The 17,520-nt window shown below is 68.4% G+C and carries 13 protein-coding genes and 1 pseudogene; 9 read left to right on the top strand and 5 right to left on the bottom strand.

What is annotated here, in order from left to right; translation table 11 throughout:
* Positions 1–285: 285 nt before the first annotated feature.
* Complete coding sequence (locus tag O7617_RS33215; RefSeq protein WP_282260606.1) at positions 286–1,083, top strand: hypothetical protein; 798 nt, start codon at positions 286–288, stop codon at positions 1,081–1,083.
* 296 nt (positions 1,084–1,379) lie between these two features.
* On the opposite strand, the pseudogene O7617_RS33210 reads toward O7617_RS33215, so the two are convergent.
* Together O7617_RS33210 and O7617_RS33205 are read right to left on the bottom strand one after the other, a co-directional pair.
* Positions 1,380–2,093: pseudogene (locus O7617_RS33210) on the bottom strand (acetamidase/formamidase family protein); the annotation flags it as partial.
* On the bottom strand, positions 2,090–3,496 hold the full coding sequence (locus O7617_RS33205; RefSeq protein WP_282260605.1) for an APC family permease: 1,407 nt from the start codon (positions 3,494–3,496) through the stop codon (positions 2,090–2,092). The pseudogene O7617_RS33210 and the gene O7617_RS33205, both read right to left, overlap by 4 nt.
* Positions 3,497–3,805: 309 nt before the next feature.
* Between O7617_RS33205 and O7617_RS33200 the strand changes: the two genes are divergently transcribed.
* Together O7617_RS33200 and O7617_RS33195 are read left to right on the top strand one after the other, a co-directional pair.
* A complete protein-coding gene (locus O7617_RS33200) occupies positions 3,806–5,290 on the top strand; it encodes a prolyl oligopeptidase family serine peptidase (protein ID WP_282260602.1) in 1,485 nt (494 codons plus the stop codon).
* Positions 5,232–5,630: a prolyl oligopeptidase family serine peptidase gene (locus tag O7617_RS33195; RefSeq protein WP_282260600.1), complete on the top strand. Its 399-nt coding sequence runs from the start codon at positions 5,232–5,234 to the stop codon at positions 5,628–5,630. The genes O7617_RS33200 and O7617_RS33195 overlap by 59 nt, the downstream gene beginning before the upstream one ends.
* Here O7617_RS33195 and O7617_RS33190 read toward each other — a convergent pair.
* Positions 5,564–6,994 (bottom strand): helix-turn-helix transcriptional regulator, encoded by a 1,431-nt coding sequence (locus O7617_RS33190; protein WP_282260598.1) that lies wholly within the window; start codon positions 6,992–6,994, stop codon positions 5,564–5,566. The two genes, O7617_RS33195 and O7617_RS33190, sit on opposite strands and share 67 nt — an antisense overlap.
* Before the next feature lie 367 nt (positions 6,995–7,361).
* Between O7617_RS33190 and O7617_RS33185 the strand changes: the two genes are divergently transcribed.
* From O7617_RS33185 to O7617_RS33160, 6 genes are all read left to right on the top strand, one after another.
* The gene (locus O7617_RS33185; protein ID WP_348774162.1) at positions 7,362–9,044 is read left to right on the top strand and encodes a glycoside hydrolase family 3 N-terminal domain-containing protein; all 1,683 of its coding nucleotides are present in this window, start codon (positions 7,362–7,364) and stop codon (positions 9,042–9,044) included.
* On the top strand, positions 9,038–10,087 hold the full coding sequence (locus O7617_RS33180; RefSeq protein WP_282260594.1) for an Ldh family oxidoreductase: 1,050 nt from the start codon (positions 9,038–9,040) through the stop codon (positions 10,085–10,087). The genes O7617_RS33185 and O7617_RS33180 overlap by 7 nt, the downstream gene beginning before the upstream one ends.
* Before the next feature lie 170 nt (positions 10,088–10,257).
* Positions 10,258–11,664, top strand: coding sequence for a hypothetical protein (locus O7617_RS33175; protein ID WP_282260592.1), 1,407 nt, complete (start codon positions 10,258–10,260; stop codon positions 11,662–11,664).
* On the top strand, positions 11,661–13,790 hold the full coding sequence (locus O7617_RS33170) for a hypothetical protein (protein ID WP_282260591.1): 2,130 nt from the start codon (positions 11,661–11,663) through the stop codon (positions 13,788–13,790). The genes O7617_RS33175 and O7617_RS33170 overlap by 4 nt, the downstream gene beginning before the upstream one ends.
* A gap of 167 nt (positions 13,791–13,957) precedes the next feature.
* Entirely contained in the window at positions 13,958–14,812 is an 855-nt protein-coding gene (locus O7617_RS33165; protein WP_282260589.1) for a sugar phosphate nucleotidyltransferase, read from the top strand.
* Between the two features lie 222 nt (positions 14,813–15,034).
* Positions 15,035–15,781: a GIY-YIG nuclease family protein gene (locus tag O7617_RS33160; RefSeq protein ID WP_282260588.1), complete on the top strand. Its 747-nt coding sequence runs from the start codon at positions 15,035–15,037 to the stop codon at positions 15,779–15,781.
* Position 15,782: 1 nt separating this feature from the next.
* Here the strand turns inward: O7617_RS33160 and O7617_RS33155 are convergent, their stop codons facing one another.
* A complete protein-coding gene (locus O7617_RS33155; protein ID WP_282260587.1) occupies positions 15,783–16,718 on the bottom strand; it encodes a hypothetical protein in 936 nt (311 codons plus the stop codon).
* 175 nt (positions 16,719–16,893) lie between these two features.
* Positions 16,894–17,520: a hypothetical protein gene (locus tag O7617_RS33150; protein ID WP_282260586.1), complete on the bottom strand. Its 627-nt coding sequence runs from the start codon at positions 17,518–17,520 to the stop codon at positions 16,894–16,896.

The following is a 17,520-nucleotide window of genomic DNA, read 5'->3' as shown; positions in this document are numbered from 1 at the left end:
CGCACCCCATTGGCAAAATTTTTACCCAACGCCAGCCAACAGCACTCTTGAGCTGCCGAAAGAGACCCTGTCGGCGATCTCCGTGCGGGGTCCCGCGAAGAGTGGCGTCCTGGAGGCCAACAGGCGGTCCAGCGTTCTGGCCTGCGGACAACAAACGTGCGCGTGCCGATCTCTGAGGTCGTGGAGCATCGGTGAACGCCGGGGTCGCGTTGGGTGCGCGTGTGTGGATGTGCCTCGAGAGCTACCGCCGCCGGCGGCAGCCCGCCGCACACCGGGAGTATCGCGATGCCTTCCTTCTCCGAATGGCCCGAGTCTCCATTGGACTCCGCCCAGCGCGCTTTCGACCTGCTCGTCCACCCGCCCACGACTCTTCAGTTCGACGGCTGCCAGCTCGACGGCTGCCCGGACCGCCTGATGTCTCTGAACGAGTTGAAGCGGTTCCTCCTCGACCGGGATACCTCGCGAGGGGTCCGCGACCTGGTTTGGCGGGAACTCGTCGTCCGGTCGCGCCAAGACGGCCCCGGTTGGGGGTTGGGGGCGGTCGGCCTCGCGATGCCCGGCCTGCGGGCCTTGGCCGGTGGGCTGGCGCGGGGTTACCGGGGCGACAGCGACGATATCGACGCGGAGATTCTGGGGACCTTCTGGGACCGCCTGATGCGCCGGGTGGACGTCGACCAACCGCGGATCCTCCCGCGCATGCTCGACGCTGCCGGGCGGGCGGGCCTGAAGGTGCGATACGCCGACGTCACCACCGAACCCTTCGACAGCGAGCCGCCCGGGCCGCGTACCCCGCTGCAGCCGTGGGATCACCCGGAGTTCGTACTGGCCCGCGCGGTGGCGATCGGGGTGATCGACGCCGACGACGCCAACATCATCGCCGAGACGCGGCTGGAAGGCGCATCGGTGCAGGCGGCGGCGGCCCGGTGGGGCATCGCGGGACAGTTGGCCTCGCACTGGCGCGACCGGGCTGAGTCGAGGCTGGTGGACGCCATCCGCGCCGGGGAACTGGCCCACGTCAGGCTGCGTACCCGTCCGGCCAAGCCGGTTCGCCGCACGTCCCTGCGGGCGTGGCCCGGCCAGTGACCAGGCGACCCGTTGGGTGACGGTTGGCCAGCGTTGCCGGTCAGCCCCGGGGAACCGGGCCCAACACGGGCTCTTGGCGGTCACGAGACCGATCACCCCTCCGACATGCCAGCCGGGGTGCGCGAGCGGTCTCGGGCGCCGCCCGGTACGGGTGGTGACTCGGTCCGGCTTTAGGTCCGTGCTCACCACGAAACCGAACCCGGTGTGGAAGGAGCAGTGCTTCCACGGTCCCCGCTCGTGCGGGCGGCGCCTCCCAACCGCTTTCGAGCACGCCCCACCGAGAGGTGGGGCGGGAGTGTGGTGACGCCTTTGATGACGTCGATGGCGAGGGTGGTGGTCGTGGCGATCTCCACGCCTACGCCGCAGGCCTCGCCCTCGCCCTGGCGGGCGTGCCCGTCGCCGAGGGCCAGCATCGCCCCGTGAACGTTCACACCGAGGTAGAGGGTGGTGCCGGCGCGCAGGTGCGGGGTGTCGAGGTTCCCGCCGTGGGTGTCGGGCACGAGTGTGGAGCGGGCCTCGAACGCACCGGGGGCGACACCGATCGTGCCGATCATCGGGTCCAGTGGCAGGTCCACGATGTGGTCGCTGCGCGTGGCCTGAAACCGGACGGTCCCGGCCTGCCGGTCGATGCCGTACACCCACACCCGCTCCTGAAGCGGCGGCTGGAGGGTGGCGGTGTGGGAGGTGGACGTCAGTGCCCCGAAATGTGGGAACGTCGAGGACACACCCCAGTCCCGCGCGGGGACGATAGCGGCGAGGTGGACGGCAAGGGTGTCGCCAGGCTCGGCGTCCTCGACGAAGAATGGCCCGGACACCGGATTGAGGTACGGCATGCGGCACACCTGCGACGGTAGGTCCGCCGGCCCTCTCACGAGACCACCGAAGCAGTCCTCCGTCACGACGGTGAACACGTCCCCGCCGCGCACGTGCGCCACCGGCATCCGACCGCCGAAGGTGTACGCCAACTCGTCCCGGGCGGGCCGGTAGGTGAACGTGTCCATGCCGGTCACACCCGCTCCACGTGACGTGCCTGCGGCTGCGCGGGCGCCAACCCCGAGAGGGCAGGCCGGCGGCCGGACAGGTACAGGCCGGCCAGAACGACCATCCCGAGGGTGAGCCAGGCCAGGCCGAGGCGCTGGGCGGCGATGTTGGCGTTGACGACCACCCACACCAAGATGGTGAAGCCGACGGCGGGCATGACCAGGTGCGCCCACCAGTTACCGCTGCGCTCCCGGATGAGGTGGTGCACCACGACGGAGACGTGCAGGACGAGGAACGCGACCATCGCCCCGAAGTTGATCAGCGACGACAGCAGGGTGATCCCATCCGCACGGGTAGCCATGTACAGGCCCAGCGCCAGGGACACCGCGCCGGTGAGCAGCGTGGCGTTGATCGGCACGTTACGCCGGATCGACACCTTCGCCAGAAATGCCGGCAGCTGCCGGTCCCGGGCCATCGCGTACAGCAGCCGAGACGTGGCGACCTGCGCGACCATTGAGTTCGGCAGCCCCCACGCGATCGCCGTCGCGACCGCGCACACCGTCGCCAGCCACCCCCCGCCAGCCATGGAGGCGGCGTCGTAGAAGGCGGTCCCGTTCGGATCACCCTCGACGAGAAGCCTGCCCGGTTGGGGGACGAGCATCGCGGCCAGCCACGTCTGCGCGACGAACAGCACACCCGCCAGTACGAGGACCGCGGCCATCGCGCGCCCGATCTGCCGGGAGCCGCCCTTGGTTTCCTCGGCCAGCATCGAGATGCCGTCGAAACCGAGGAAGGACAGCACGGCGATCGACACCGCTCCCGCCACCAGAGACCAGGTGAACGTGTCGGAGTTGTAGAACGCGTCCCAGCTGAACCGGCCCTTCCCGGTCGCGAGGGCCCAGCCGGCGACGGCTAGGAAGACCGCCAAGACGATCAGCTCGCCGACGAGCATCACCCGGGTGACGGCCGCCGTCATGCGGATGCCAACCGAGTTGACGATCGTGTTGACCGCGACGAAGCCGAGCAGCCACAACCAGACCGGCACCGACGGAACCGTGGCGTGCATCGCCACTGACGCCACCAGGTACAACAGCCCCGGTACGAGGACGTAGTCCAGGAGGATCACCCAGCCGGCGAGGAACCCGACCGGCGGGCTGATGCCGCGCCCGGCGTAGTTGTAGACGCTGCCCGACATCGGGAACGCCTTCACCATCTGCGCGTACGAGAGCGCCGTGAACACCAACGCCACGACACCGACCGCGTATGCGAGTGCCACCATCCCGCCGGAGCCGGCGTACACGCTGCCGAAGATCGCCATCGGCGCGATCGGCACCATGTACACCAGGCCGTAGGCAAGCAGGTCCCGGAAACGCAAACGGCGGCTCAATTCCTGGCGGTAGCCGTAACGCATCAATTCCTCTTGCAGTTGCATCGAAGCCATTCCGATCATCTCGTATTTGTTCGGGCGGGACAGTCGCTGCCGGTCAGACCTGCGGGGCCTTTCCACCTCGAGAGGGTCGCTCGGAATGGTTGGCCGGGTCGATACCGGAAATGCGGACAGAGGAGTTGTCCGCATGGAGAGGGCTCTGCGCGCGAACCGGCCAGCGGGCAGCTCGGCAGGAGATGTCCGGCCGGGGCAGGTAAGCCCGGCGTAGAGTCGCCGATGTCCGAGGGACACTCGCCCCGGCCGGTCCGGCGACGGGCGGGGACATGCCAGAGTTGTTCGAGGAGGGCCGTGCAAGTGGCGGATCCTGACGCCGCCGTCTCGTTGGCAGACGCTGTCAGCGCGTCTGTCAGCTACGACCAGCTTCGTGTCTCTGACGGCATGCTCTATTGGTTGGAAACCCGTCCGGACGCTGGTGGGGTCACGACGTTGACGCGCTGGCGGGCCGGCGAGGGCAAGCTCGATGCCAGCCCGGGGGGATTCAACGTCATCAACACCGTTCACGCGTACGGTGGTGGGTCTTTCGCCGTCGCCGGGGAGTCGTTGTGGTGTGTCGGCGAAGGTGGCCTGTACGAGGGTCGTCATGGCGGTGAGTTCGACCTGGTCAGCCGGGTGTCCTTGGGAGATCTGACGCTCGGCGACGGCGAGTTGCTGGCGGTGCGAGAGTCGGACCACGGCGACGAGTTGATCGCGTTCTCACTTACGGGTGCACGACAGCTGAGAACCCTCGTCGCGAGCAGAGGCTTCCTGAGCGCACCAAGGCCAGGTCCGAGTTCCCTGGCCTGGTGTGCATGGAGCGAGCGCGACATGCCTTGGGATGCCTGCGAGGTATGGGTGGCGCCCTATTCATCACATGGGCGCATTGAGGCACCGGTCAAGGTCGCCGGCGGTGCCGACGAGTCAGCGATCGAGCCTCGGTGGGGACCCGATGGCGCGTTGTACTTCATGTCAGACCGCAGCGGCTGGTGGAATCTGTTCCGCTGGAATGGAGACAAGGTCGAGGCGGTGGCATCCATCGCCGGCGAGTGCGCCGCAGAGCCGTGGGAGCTGGGTTACGCGTCATACGACTTCCTCGACGACGGGCGAATCGTCGTGGCAGTGCAGGAGGGGCCGCGACACCGACTCGTTGTCATCGACACTTGCGGCGCCGTCCGACAGGTGGATCTGCCGTACACGTCGATCAAGCCCTATCTGGCCGCGCTGGGTAGGGCGGTGGCGTTGATCGGTTCGTCACCAACGGCGGCGCCCCAGATTGCGCTCGTTGACCTAGCCGATGACGACCCGCAGGTGGAGGTGCTTGCCCGATCGGAGCATGCCGGGCTTGCCCGGGTGCAGGTGTCGACGCCGACAGAGCTGCGGGTCCGCGTCAAAGATGGTCGTGAGATCTTGGCGCTGGTGTATCCACCGACGGGCGCACCGGCGTCGTGGCGGGCTCCCGTGATCGTTCGGGCACACCCTGGGCCAACCGCATCCTGCCTGCTGCGCCTGGACTGGCAGGCGCAGTTCTTCACCAGTCGTGGATTCGCTATCGTAGACGTGGACTATCTCGGCAGCACGGGGTACGGCCGAGCCTTCCGGGAATCCCTGTATGGCCGGTGGGGCCTGGACGACGTCGACGACTGCGCAGCAGTGGCGAACCAGATCCTGACGGCAGGACAAGCCCTTTCCCGGACAGGTCTTCATCCGCGGTGCCAGCGCCGGCGGATACACCGCGCTGCACGCGGTGGCGCAGGATGGTCCATTCGCTGCTGCCACCGCCGTTTCAGCGATCGTGGATCCTGACCGGTGGACCAAGACTGTGCCCCGATTCCAGCGTGCGCACGCTATGCGGCTTCGCGGCGGCGCCGGGCGAGTCGATGCCGCTGCCGTTCAGCGACCTGTGCTGTTCATTCACGGCACTGCCGATGAAGTGGCCGTGGCCGAGGACGTACGGGAGCTTGCCGATCAACTGGAGGCTCGCGGTATCCCTCACGAGCTTCTACTCCTCTCCGACATCGGCCACTACGTGGCAACATCCAAGCGGGCGGGTGCGGCACTGGAGGCGGAACTGGCCCACTACCGGGAAGCGATAGCAGCTGCCGCGGCCAGTCGAGGCGGTCGCACTGCCGCGAGCGGCAGCTGATGGCGAACGTATTCGCCGAACTCACGAACCTCTAGCTCGCACCGGTAGGGCTCAAGGTCCGCTTGGACCTCGACGACGCGCTGCAAGCAACGGTGCGAGGCGGTCTTCGCTGCATGATCTACCGCCTCTCGGCCAGCAACGCACGCTTCATCAATGCGGCCGGCGGCTGCCAACGACGAGGCCAGTAGCGCGGTGTCGATGGCAAGACGACGGACGTGCGTGGGACTCAACGCGGCAAGCGCGACAGCCAGGTGCTGCTGAGTCTGCTGCGGTCTGCCCAGGTCATGGAAGCAATGGGCCATCTCGTCCGCCAGATAGGCCGTCGTGAAGTACCGAATCCACGTCGGCTCGTCCTCAGGCCGGCTGCGGGCCAGATGTCCCTCCGCGATGTCGAGGTGCCTGAGGCACTCGCCCTCACGTCCGAGTCGGGCGTGCGAGCGTGCCACCACGGCGTGTAGCCCTGCCTTGACGGCTGGCGTCGCCAGACCCTCACCGCCTCGCACCGCCGTAAGCGCCATCCGCAGGGCCGGCTCGGGGTGACCGCAATGCAGCGCGAGATGGCCGATGTTTACAGCCAGCAGGTAGCTGCCGTAGAGGCGGTCGTCGGCGGCCTGCGTCAGCCGCAACGCGCGTAGGTAGCGGCGCTGCGCGAGACCATGGGCACCGGTATCGACCGCCTGGTAGCCACACAGCTCGAAGAAGCCAGCCGCCAACGTGTACAAGCGCCGACCGATTGCTTCCGAGGCGGGAGGGTTCGCCAGCAACCGGTTCAGCTCATCCTCGATGTATCGCTGCACCTGAGCGTGGACTCGTCCAGCACCGTGCGTGTGGTCCAACTGCCGGAACATTTCAAGGGCCGTCTCAGCGGAGAAGATGTCCTCTTCGCGGACCTGATCAGGCGAGCCAGGCCGCCGGGTCACGGAGAGGAGGGGACCGGCTGAGGCATTCAGCCAGTCCAGGGCGGCACGATCAAGGACCCCTGGTTGAAACGGAACCCGGATGACCATCTCAGACGTCCCCGACGGTCGCGCCGAGTAGGTACGCAGCAGGTTGGCGACGCCTGCATCGCCGGCCGGTGAGGACACCGATGGCTCGCCCTCGCTATTCGGCCTCTTCCCTAGCAGCGGCAGCAGCCGAATCAAGGCGCCGTCGGCCGCCAGCGCTCTGTCGCATGCCTCGACGAACTCCCGGGAGGGAAATCGGTCCGCTGTCTCGACCCGTTGAACCAGATCAGCGCTGAAGCGGATCATGGCGCCCAGCCGCGCCTGGGAGAGGTCGGCCCGCTCCCGCATCCGGCGTAATTCGGCACCGAAGAAGTGGCGCTCGGATAAGGACGGCTGCAGCGCCCGCGGGGTCTGACCCATGACACCGCCTCCTCAGGCCACTCCCGTATCAAATGGAATCGAGCGGCATGGACATCGCGCACATAGGGTCACTCACGGTCCGGCAAGACGCAACCAAGCACGCCAAACATCGTCGGTGAGTGATCCGCATTGTCAGCGCGGGCCATGCGGACATCTGCTTCGTCCGCATGCCGGGGATTCACTCTTACGACTCCAAGGGGGAGCGTTGAGAACGGGGCGCTGACCTCCCGTCAGCTCCACCCTGTTCGTACGCCCCATGAACATGCGGTGGAGCGCGGAGCCGGCGTACCCCTGGTCGTTGGAGGGCTGCGCCAGTTGGCATCGGCCGCGACGGGGACGGGCGCCAGCATCGCCTCAGCTTCTGTGAATGGATACCGCCGGACCTTGGGTCGCCGTGCCGGTCGTCTGGGCCACGCCCGCTTGCCGACCCCAGCCGCAAGGGAGAGCCGCTATGCCACCCAGCGCACCCGGGCGATCGGGCGGAACCGATTCCGCCCTCGCCGCTCAGATCGACCTGCTGGTCCGTCCTGGGCGGAGGTCGCTAGGTCTCGACGGTCCCGTCCAATTGCCGCACCAGGAGGCCGCTTCTGAGCCGGGCCGGATCAGTAAGGGCATTGTCACCAGCCCAGCTCAGTTGCGCCAGGTCACTCAGTCGGCGAGCAGCAGCTCGGCACGCTCCCTTCCGCTGCTGCTGAGCGTCAATCAGGAGGGTGGTCGGTTGAACGCGTTGGACTGGCAGGGCGTCGCTCAGTTGCCCGGGAACCTGGCGCTCGGTGCGGCGAGGGACGAGGGCTTAGCCGAGTCGGCGGGCCTGGCGATCGGTGAGCAGTTGCGGGCGGTCGGGCTGACGTGGAATTTGGCTCCGGTCTGTGACACCGCGTCGTGGCCAGCGCTTACTGCGGTCGGTACCCGCGCTTTCGGGTCGGATCCTGAGCAGGTAGGGCTGCTGGCGGCGGCCTTCGTACGCGGACTGCAGGCGGCTGGCGTGGCGGCGACCGCCAAGCATTTCCCGGGTCTGGGCGGAGTCGGCGCAGATCCCCATCACGTCGCGCCGGTCGTTGACCGGCTCGGCCCAGGTGCGTTGCAGCCGTTCCGTGCGGCGATTGACGCGCAAGTGGCATGCGTGATGGTTGGCAGTCATACCGTCCTTGCCCTTGACAATCGGCCCGCGTTGGCATCGCCGCGCGTGCTCGGCGTGCTACGCGACGAGCTGGGTTTCGACGGTGTAACGGTGAGCGAGAACCTGTCGATCCGAGCGGTGCACCAGCCGCTCGGTGGCCTGACCCGGGCGGCGGTCGCGGCGGTGGCGGCCGGCGTCGACATCGTGATGCTGGACTCGGAGGTCTCCCGCCGGAGCAAGCAGCCGGCCGAGCGGGCCGCCGCAGTTCGGCGTCGGGCGGAGGTCGTGCAGGCGCTCATAGACGCTGTCGAGCACGGCGTGATCGACCGTCAACGGGTCGGCGCGGCTGTGGCCCGTGTGCAGGCTCTGCACCGCCGGTACGGCTTGACGCCCGGCTCCGCCCGGCCGACCTGGCAGCAGGCGAACGCATCAGCCTGGAGGGCGGCTGACCGGGTCGCCGACCGGTCGGTAACGGTGGTGCGCGGCACCCGTCTCCTTCCGTTGGACGTGCCGCCCGGCAAGGTGCTGGCACTGGTGAGGGTGCCCGACGCCGGACAGCGTCGGGCTGACAGTGCCCGCCACGCGCCGGACTATCTGCCGGCGCTGCTCGCCCCGCACCACCGTATTTTGCAGGTGCCTGTCGGTGCCCCGGTGCCGACAGCTGGTCCGGTAGTCGTCTACGGCTACGACACCCGCACCACCACCGCGGGTCTGAGTGGGGCTGCCCGGGAGGCCACCCGGCTGACCGAACTCGGACGGACAGTTGTCCAGGCTGCGCTCGGCGACGTGGACGACCTGCTCGGTTCACCCGCGCCCGTGCTGGTGGCCGCGTTCAGCCCGCACCGGCCCTCTGCCGCGGCGTTGGCCCGAATTTTGTGCAGCAGCGGCCGCGCCCACGGCGCCTTACCGGTCTGCGGTGCGTCATGGTGACTCGGGTGCCACCGGGCCAGCTCGCCGGTTTCCTGCAGTGCCTGTACGAGGCAGCGGGAATGAACCGACCGGGGGCGAGGGTGATGGCCGACGCCCATGTGGAGGCTGACCTTCGCGGCATCCCCGGCCACGGCAGTCGATTGGCCCCTAACTACCTGGACAAGCTCCGCACCGGGCGCCTGAATCCGCGTCCCTTGATCCGGACCGTACCCGGCGGGGAGGCGATCCTGGTGGTGGATGCAGACCTGGCCCCGGGACCGGTAGCGGCCCGCTTAGCGGTCACCGCGGTAATGCTGCGCGCTCGGCGTTGCGGCGTCGCCGCCGTGACCGTTCGCCGGACCGGTCATGTCGGCGCGCTCGGCATCCCTGCAGCGCAGTTGGCCCGGCGCGGGCTGGTGGGTGTGGCCGCCGCTCAGGCGTCGGCGCAAAGCGTGGCCCTGCACGGCGGCACCAGCAGGCCGGTACTCGGCAGTAGCGCAATCGCGGTTGCCGTCCCAGGCGCGGACCCGCAACGTCCCGTACTGGTGGACCTGGCCGCAGCCGCGACTTCCTGGGGCCGAGTCCAGCAGCTGGCTCGCGATCGACAGATGTTGCCGGACGGGTGTGCCCTCGGCGCAGATGGACTCGCGGCCCACGACCCGAAACTCGCTGCGGTCTTGCTGCCACCGGGTGAGCGCGGCCAGGCCCTAGCGATCGTCTTAGAGCTGCTGGTTGGCGCGTTGACGGGCAGCGCCCCGTTGCCGGCCGGGGATGACGGTCGCGGCCTATTGGTCGTAGCTGTCGACCCTCGCCGCCTCGGCATCGGCGATTCGCTCGCCGCCGGAGTTGCCACCGTTGCCCGCGAGGTGCGCGATCAGGGCGCCCGGATGCCCGGGGACCGCGCTTGGTCTTACCGCGACCGGACCCGCCAAAGCGGCATTCCCATCGACCCCGACGATCTCGCCGCGCTCATCGACGCCGGCCGGCGCGCGCATGTCCGTGCTCCCCACGGATGGATCCAGCCCGACCCTTCCCGCTCCATCATCGGATCAGCAGAGGAGTAGCTGTGAGCAGCTTATCCAGCGCACTCACCGTCACCGACCCTCCATCGTTACTTCGCAGCGAGGCCCGCTCAGAGGTCGCCCGCGCCCTGCAAGCGATACTCGACATCGCCGACCCCTATCCGGTTGTCGACGCGGCGCGGCAGCTCGCCGACGGGCCGCTGCAGCGCGCCGTGACCGAGGTCCTCACCGGGCGGTTGCTGCATGAGCCGACCGGCCGCCGGGTCCCACTGCAGGAACTACCCACCCGCACGGTGACGCCCCTCACCCGTACCCACGGTCTCGACGCCGACCAAAGCGACGTCTTGGGTTTCGCGCTGCGCTGCACCTTCGCGTGGCCCGGCGTCGTCGGCACCCCGGACGCTCCACATGCGTTCAAGTCGGTGCTGCCGGCCGGGTTCGCGCCGATCGCCACTGTGGAGGAGATCGCGGCGAGCCAGGCAGCAGCCGGTCCCGACGGGTTGAACACCAGCTACATGATCTCGCAAATGAAGGGCGGCATGTCGGCTGACTTCGGCATCGGCTGCCCCCTGATGTGCGCGTACTGCTACCGGCGCGAAGGCGACACCGTCGACGGCTACCTCGGCTCCTGGGAGCCGACCGGTTTCCTCGAACCGGAGGACGTCGTCGCGCGGCTGCTCTCCCACCCGTGGTTCACGCCGCACCACACGCCCATCGGGCTGCACATGTCCACGTCCGAGGCGTTCCTGCCGAAGCTCTGGCCCCGGACCTGGCACGCACTGCAGCTACTCGACGAGCTCGGGCTGACCAACCGGGTCTCGTGCATCACCAAGTACGCCCTGTCCGATGAGCAGATCGAATGTCTCGAGTCCCTCGTGCACGTCGATCTCGACGTCAACGTCTGCTACGCCGCCATGCCCGAGTCGATCGAGCCGCCCAACCGCGAACGCCGGCTGCGTTTCCTGCGCCGCATCCTGCAATCCGACAAGATCAACGTGCTGGCGTACTACCGACCGATCGCCGAAGGACTCAACACCACTGACGCGCACCTGCGTCACGTCTGGCAGACCTTCAAAGACGCCGGTGCCCGCACCGTGGTCCTCGGTGGGCTCAAGTTCGCCGACGACCACGTCCACAGCTTCATGAGCTACGGCCTGCCCCTGCCCACGGGCACGTTCAAGCCAGGCAAAAAGCTGCTCACTGCCGACACTGAGGCGCGGATCATGGCCGCTTTCGCTGAGGTGTACGCCGATGTGCCCGCGGACTGCCGTCCCGCCGTACTGAAGAGGTCCTCGTGTGGTCGTGCGGTGGAACGCGGCAGTTACATCCCCGACTACAACGGCCACTACGACCTGCCGACCACCAACTGCCGCCTGCGCTGTCCCACTGCGCAGCACCAGATTTGCGCCGCAGCGCAGCCGCCGGAGGAGGAGACGGTACGACAATTGCTCGCTCGCATCGGCCGCCCCGATGCCCGCGTGGATATCACCTCTACTACCACCGTCATCCACGCCCCACTGAGCCAGTTCGAGCGGACATTCCTGCGCCAGAACCTGCTCTTCCCGGTCCACACCGCCCGGCAAGCCGCCGAACTCGTCGCCGCAAGGCTCACGCGATGACCGCCGCCCGGCCCACCCCAGTCCGGGTTTTCGCGCCCCTGGCCAAGTCCCCGTTGCTGAACCGCCTCGACGCCGAGCACGCCGACCTCGCCGTGCTCCTGGCCACGACCGCCGACCCGGAGCCAGCCACCGTACGCGCGCTGCTGTCGATCACCGCAATGCCAGTCGCGGACCGGGTCGCCCGAGCACTCGACGACCGCGCAGACCTGCCACTCACCTCGCTCGCGTTGCTGGCCGCGCACCGGCCCGACGCCAAACGGGCAACGGGCACCCTACGAGGCAGGCTCTTCCCCGACGCCGCCGCGCCCGGCACGTGTCACACCTTCGCTCGTACTGTCGCCGCCCTGGCCCACCAGCCCGCATCGGTCGACGACACCTATCTGAGCGGCGAACGCTTCCGCGAGTCCGCCGCAGCTGCGGATCCAGCCGTCCTTGGCGAGCTTCTGGCCCCGTTGCTGGACGCAGACACGCTCAGCGATCCGGCCGAGACGGGGCTGATCGCGTTGCTCGATGCCCGCGCCAGCCACGCTCCGACAGCCCAGGTCGACCTGGCTGCCACCGCCGCTCTTACCCGTGCCCGCCGCCACCGGGTACGCGCCGGGCTGATCGCGCGGCGCGAGCAGACGGTCCGCGACCTGGCCCACCACACCGCCGGACTGACGCTGGCCGCCGAGCTTTGGTTCGACGCGATGACAACGGCTGCCGACACCCCCGCCCAGGCTAGTCAGGCCCTCGCCATGACCGAGGATGCTGCCGATACTCTCGCCTCCGGCGGAGACCTCCCCTGCGCTTGGCCCGCCGTACGGAGCCGCTGGCAGCAGGTCACTGCCGCCCGCACCACCCGCACCCACCAGAGCGGCTGGGAAGAGGCGTGGCAGGCAGCCGAAGCCACCGACGACGGTGCCCGCTGGGACGACACCCAGCGTGCCCTGGTGACCGGCTACGACCTGCTCGCCGAACACGTCCGTACTACCTGGCCGAGAGCTGACGTCCCACCCACCCCTGACGAATGCTGGGCCGCCGACCCGACCGGTCGCATGCTGCTGCACATTGTCGCGAACCACCTCACCGGCCACCAGACACACAGCCCTCTCCCGCACTACGACGACCGACTCCTCATCGCCTTCGTGCACGGCCTTGCCAAGAACCGCCGCGACAGCATCCCTGCGGACCTGCACGTCACAGGCCTGATCGCCGCCATCAAGGCCGCCCGGTCCAAGGCCGCACTCCTGGCCCGGGCCGTTCCTGCCGACCTCGGCATCGTCGTGCCGATGCGCGCCGAGACGCAACGCCTAACGCGCGTCCTCAACGGAGACAACGCGCTTGCTGCCAAGGTCGCCCAACTGGGCTGGCTCCTGGCAGCGCACCCCGACGCCCGCGCCGATCTCTTGCTGGTCGACGAGAGCACCGACTGCGCATCCGCCCGCGCAGCCGCCCACACGATCCAGACCAATCACCCGCAGATCCGCGTGACCATCACGGCTCGCCCCGACGACGGCAGCGCCAAGGGTGGCGCCGTGCTGTGGGGTCTTGCCGAACTCGCCGGTGCCGGTCGCACCATTTTGGCCTACACCGACCTTGACCTGACCTACCCGCTCGACCAACTCGGTCTCCACATCGCTGCCCTCGACCAGCCCACCGTTGGCGTCGTCGTCGGCTCCCGCCGCCGACCCGACTCCCACGGCTACTACCCGCCCGCTGGCCCGGTCCCGACCGCTCTGCTCTACCAGCGAGCCGTCCGGGACCTCCTGCAACTCGACACCACCGACCCGCAGGCCGGCTTCAAAGCCTTCCCTGTCGCCGCCCTACGCGCCGCACTGCCTCTCGTCACGGACCAGAGCCTGGCGTTCGACAGCGATCTGCTCGCCGCCATTCGGCGAAGCAATTACACGGTGGCCGAGGTCGGGATCGCCGCTCTCCACCAGTACGTCGAGGGCCCGCGGGGAACCCCGCGGGACTACGACGCCATGCTGAACGCCGTCTACCGGCAGGCACTGCACCATGGTCTCGATCCCGACCTTCGCCGTACGCCGACGTGGGACCGGATCCGTCACGCTGGCTCCCTGGCCGCAGCCGCCGCCGAGCGTCCTCCCACCACCCTGCTCATGCCGTCCACCCCGCGTTAATGCGATGCCGCGGACCGCCGGCACTGAACCGCCGGCGGTCCCCGCTCGTTGCGCGTGCTCCATGTGCCATGAATCTGGACCGACAGACCGTAAACTGGGCATACGCGTCCCGGCTCACCGTCGCAACACCCTGACGGCCGGTGCACCTCCGACCGAAAGGCGAGTCAGTGAAGGCCGTCATCGCTGTTGCCGGCATGGGCAGCAGGTTCTTTCCGATCGGCAAGACGATCAACAAGTCCATGCTGCCGATCCTCAACCATCCGGTCCTGGCCTACGCGGTCGCCGACTGCATCGCAGCCGGTGCCCGCGAGATCGCGATCGTGACCGCCCCCGGCGAAGCCGGCCGCCAGGTGCGCCATTACCTCAGCGAGGACCACGACCTCAAGGCATACTTCAGCGCACGAGGCTGGCAGGACAAGTACGCGCCTCTCGCCGATCTACACCACCAGGCCGACTTCACGTTCCTCGAGCAGCCCCGCGACGACCGGTACGGCACCGCGCTGCCTGCCATCATCGCCGCCGAGTTCATCGGCAACGAGGATTTCCTCCTTGTCGCCGGGGACGATCTTCTCCTCCGCGCCGACGGTGGATCCGACCTCGCCGACCTCGCGGCTGCCCGGGCCGCCGCTGGTACACCGGCCGCGCTCGCCGCCGCTACGGTGCCGGGCGCCGAGGCCCACCGATACGGCATCCTCCACCCACGCACCGCCGCAGCCGGCCACCACCTGCTCGACGAGCTCTTGGAGAAGCCCGACAGCTACGGCGAACCGACCGCGTACATCAACATCAGCCGCACCCTGCTACCCGCCGACGCGGTGGCCTACTTCCAGAAGCTGACCCCGGCCTCTAACGGCGAGTATCAGGCCACCGACGCCGTCGCTGCCTTCGCACGCGATCACGACGTACTGATCCAACCCATTACCGGCCAGTACCACGACTGTGGCAACCCCGCCGGCTGGCTCGCGGCCAATAACGCTGCAGCCGCAATCCAAGCTCTCACGGTCACTGGCCCGCGCGACTGATCTGAGGGGCACGGCGACATCGTCGCCAAGCTTCCCGATGCCCTTGACCCCATCGGTTGGTAGCCCGACATCCGGCCCTGTGGGCTCCTGGGCCCCCGCCGCGCACGGACGGCCGGTCTTCCGCACGGGCTCCGGCTCGGCGGCCAGTGAGCCATGTTGGATACTCTTCCCGCTCATTCCGGCCGCTGCTGAGGTGGCCGGGATCGCCGCATCCGGCGGCGCATGAAGCTACGGGAGGAGGAGGCGGTCGTGGCATCTCCAGTTCGAGACCATCGCGTGCAGGTCGTGCAGAAGTGGGGCTTCGGGATGGCCCCCGTCAAGCCCGAGGTCCAGCAGAAACGACGTCAGTCGGTAGCGGCCGTGCTGAGCTACCTCCAGAACGGGCCGATTGAGTCCAGCCCGCCACTGCTGGAGGCCCTGTCGGAAGTCAAGGGGTTCTACTCGCGCTGTCACAAGCAGGACCAGTGGGACTGGTTCACCGTGTGGCAACAGCTGGGCCGCCCCGGACGTAAGCGCTGCCTACAAGTTGGTGATGCGCTCAGTCGCCTACGGACCGCCATCAATGACGGCGACGATGCCACCGCTGCGAATCAGCTCACGCTCCTGACTGACGCGAACGTGCAGGTCCATCTCGCTGGACTCGTCGAAGAACAACCACGTGAACCGCGAGGAGCCGGCTACATCTACGTGCTGTCGACTCGCGAGCAGCCTCGGATGCTGAAGATTGGCTACACCGAGCGGACCGTCGAGGAGCGGGTGAAGGAGATCAACCGGGCGACAGGCGTCGTTATCCCGTATGGCGTGCGCGCTTTGTGGGTGGTCGCGGATGCTCCGTCAGTAGAGGCTGAGCTGCACGATCGACTGGCACCCTACCGCGTGCGTAAGGACCGCGAGTTCTTCGACCTCGACTTTCGCGACGCGTCCGCCCTCATCCAGGGCTGCATAGATGGTCTCCGACGCGAGGACTAACCTAACCGCCCGTGGTGAGCAGCTGACGGAAGGCCACACGTTCCTCCCATAGATCAACGGGCCGGCCCGCCAACTCAGCCAGGAGTTCCGGTAGGCGCCACGTCGTCAGATGTGCGTAGCGGGCGTTGTAGACGCCGACGGCCTCGATGGCGAACTCGTCAGGGAAGTCCAGCAGTACGTAGCCGAGCAGCTGCATGATGGTCGGCGCTTCCAGCGATGGCCGCCGTGTCCCGTCGCGGCGCTTGCTGCCGAGGCTCGTCTTGAGTTCGAGCAGCAGGCCTGCGGCGATCAGGTCGGCGTCGGCGTTCATCAGCGATGATCCGGTGAAGGTCGGCCCGACGGCCCAAGCGCCGTGCCGTGTCGACAGGGACGGCAGGAGGCTCTGTTTGGCGAAGGCACGCAGGGTCTGGAGCTCATCGAGGGCGGCGGGTGGGGCGAGCTCAAGGAGCTTTTCGGCGGTGATGGACCTTGGGGCCAGGGCCATCAACGGGGATCCGGGCGTGGGACCGACCCGGTGCAGGTCGGTGAGGAGCGCCAGCGCCCAGCAGGCCCGGGCAACGAGTTGATGGTCGGCCTCGCTGCCCGTGGCCGGCCCGGTGAACCGGGAGGTCCCCAGGCTGTCGCCGCTTCCGGAGTAATTCAGCGTGCGCGCCAGTTCGTGGACCGCGTGCCGGAGTGGGGGAGTGCGCGCGCCGAGCATTGCCAAGCGCAGATCCGGTCTGGGATGCACCATGAAGCGCACCATCCAGTCGAAGGCCGAGCCGACGGTGCCCGGGTTCGCCTGGCTCCCAGGCACGACAAGGGAGCCCACGGATTCCCGATACCGGGCCTGCAGGTCCTGCCAGCGGCCGAACCGCCCCTGAATGAACAACCTCGCTGGAGAGGCTCTGTCGCTCAATGCCACGGTCAGCGCCGGCCAACCACTAACGATGGTCATGCTTCGACCACCAGGCGCCGGCATCGCTGCCCGCCACTGTCCATCATGGCCGGATGCTATCGAACGCCGCGGCATTCGAGCTGCCCGTCATCACCGGACCGTCGATGGAAGATGACCAGCGCGGCCGCTGTTGGCGATGTCGGGTACCGCCAACAGCAGCCGCCTGGACTGGCGGTCAACGAGCAGTGGACAGGAATTCGTTCTGGGCCTGTCGGAGGCTGCTGAGGTCGTTGGGTACGGGCATGACCCCGTAGCGGTCGAAGGCGTCAACGCTCGCTCCAAGCGACGGCGGCGAGTGCCGCTGCCACTCGGCCAGCGGCACGCTCGAAGCAGTCAGGCGTAGTGGCTCGGCGAGCCGGGCGAACTCCACCTGCTGCCACTCGCGCAGCTTGTTACCACGCCGCGCGGAGGCCATCAGCGTGGCGGCGACCTTGGTGGTCGTGGCCGTCTGCGGCTGGATCACGCCGCCGTTCATGATCGAGTGTCGGCCCAGCGGCAGTGCGGCGCGGTGGCCGTACCGCTCGCCGACCACCTGCGAGACGTGTCGGCAGGTCTCGCAGGCCAGCCACGACCACCGGGTTCGGGTGGTCACCGTGTCCCGCACGCACAACACACACAGGTCGAGGTCACCGGGGATGTCCTGCCCCTCCCACTGCTGCTCCCACTCCGGCGTACGCGGCTGGCAGCGGCACCGCTGCTCGCGTGGGGCGCCGTCGCGGAGGTGCCCGCAGGTCAGGCAGACCGCGAAAGCAGTCAGGTCCAGCTCTTCGAACGGCACGGTGAACTCGCTCTCCGGTGCCAC

Source organism: Micromonospora sp. WMMD1155, assembly GCF_029581275.1.
Classification (GTDB): Bacteria; Actinomycetota; Actinomycetes; order Mycobacteriales; family Micromonosporaceae; genus Micromonospora.
This window is presented reverse-complemented; position numbering and strand designations above follow the sequence as displayed.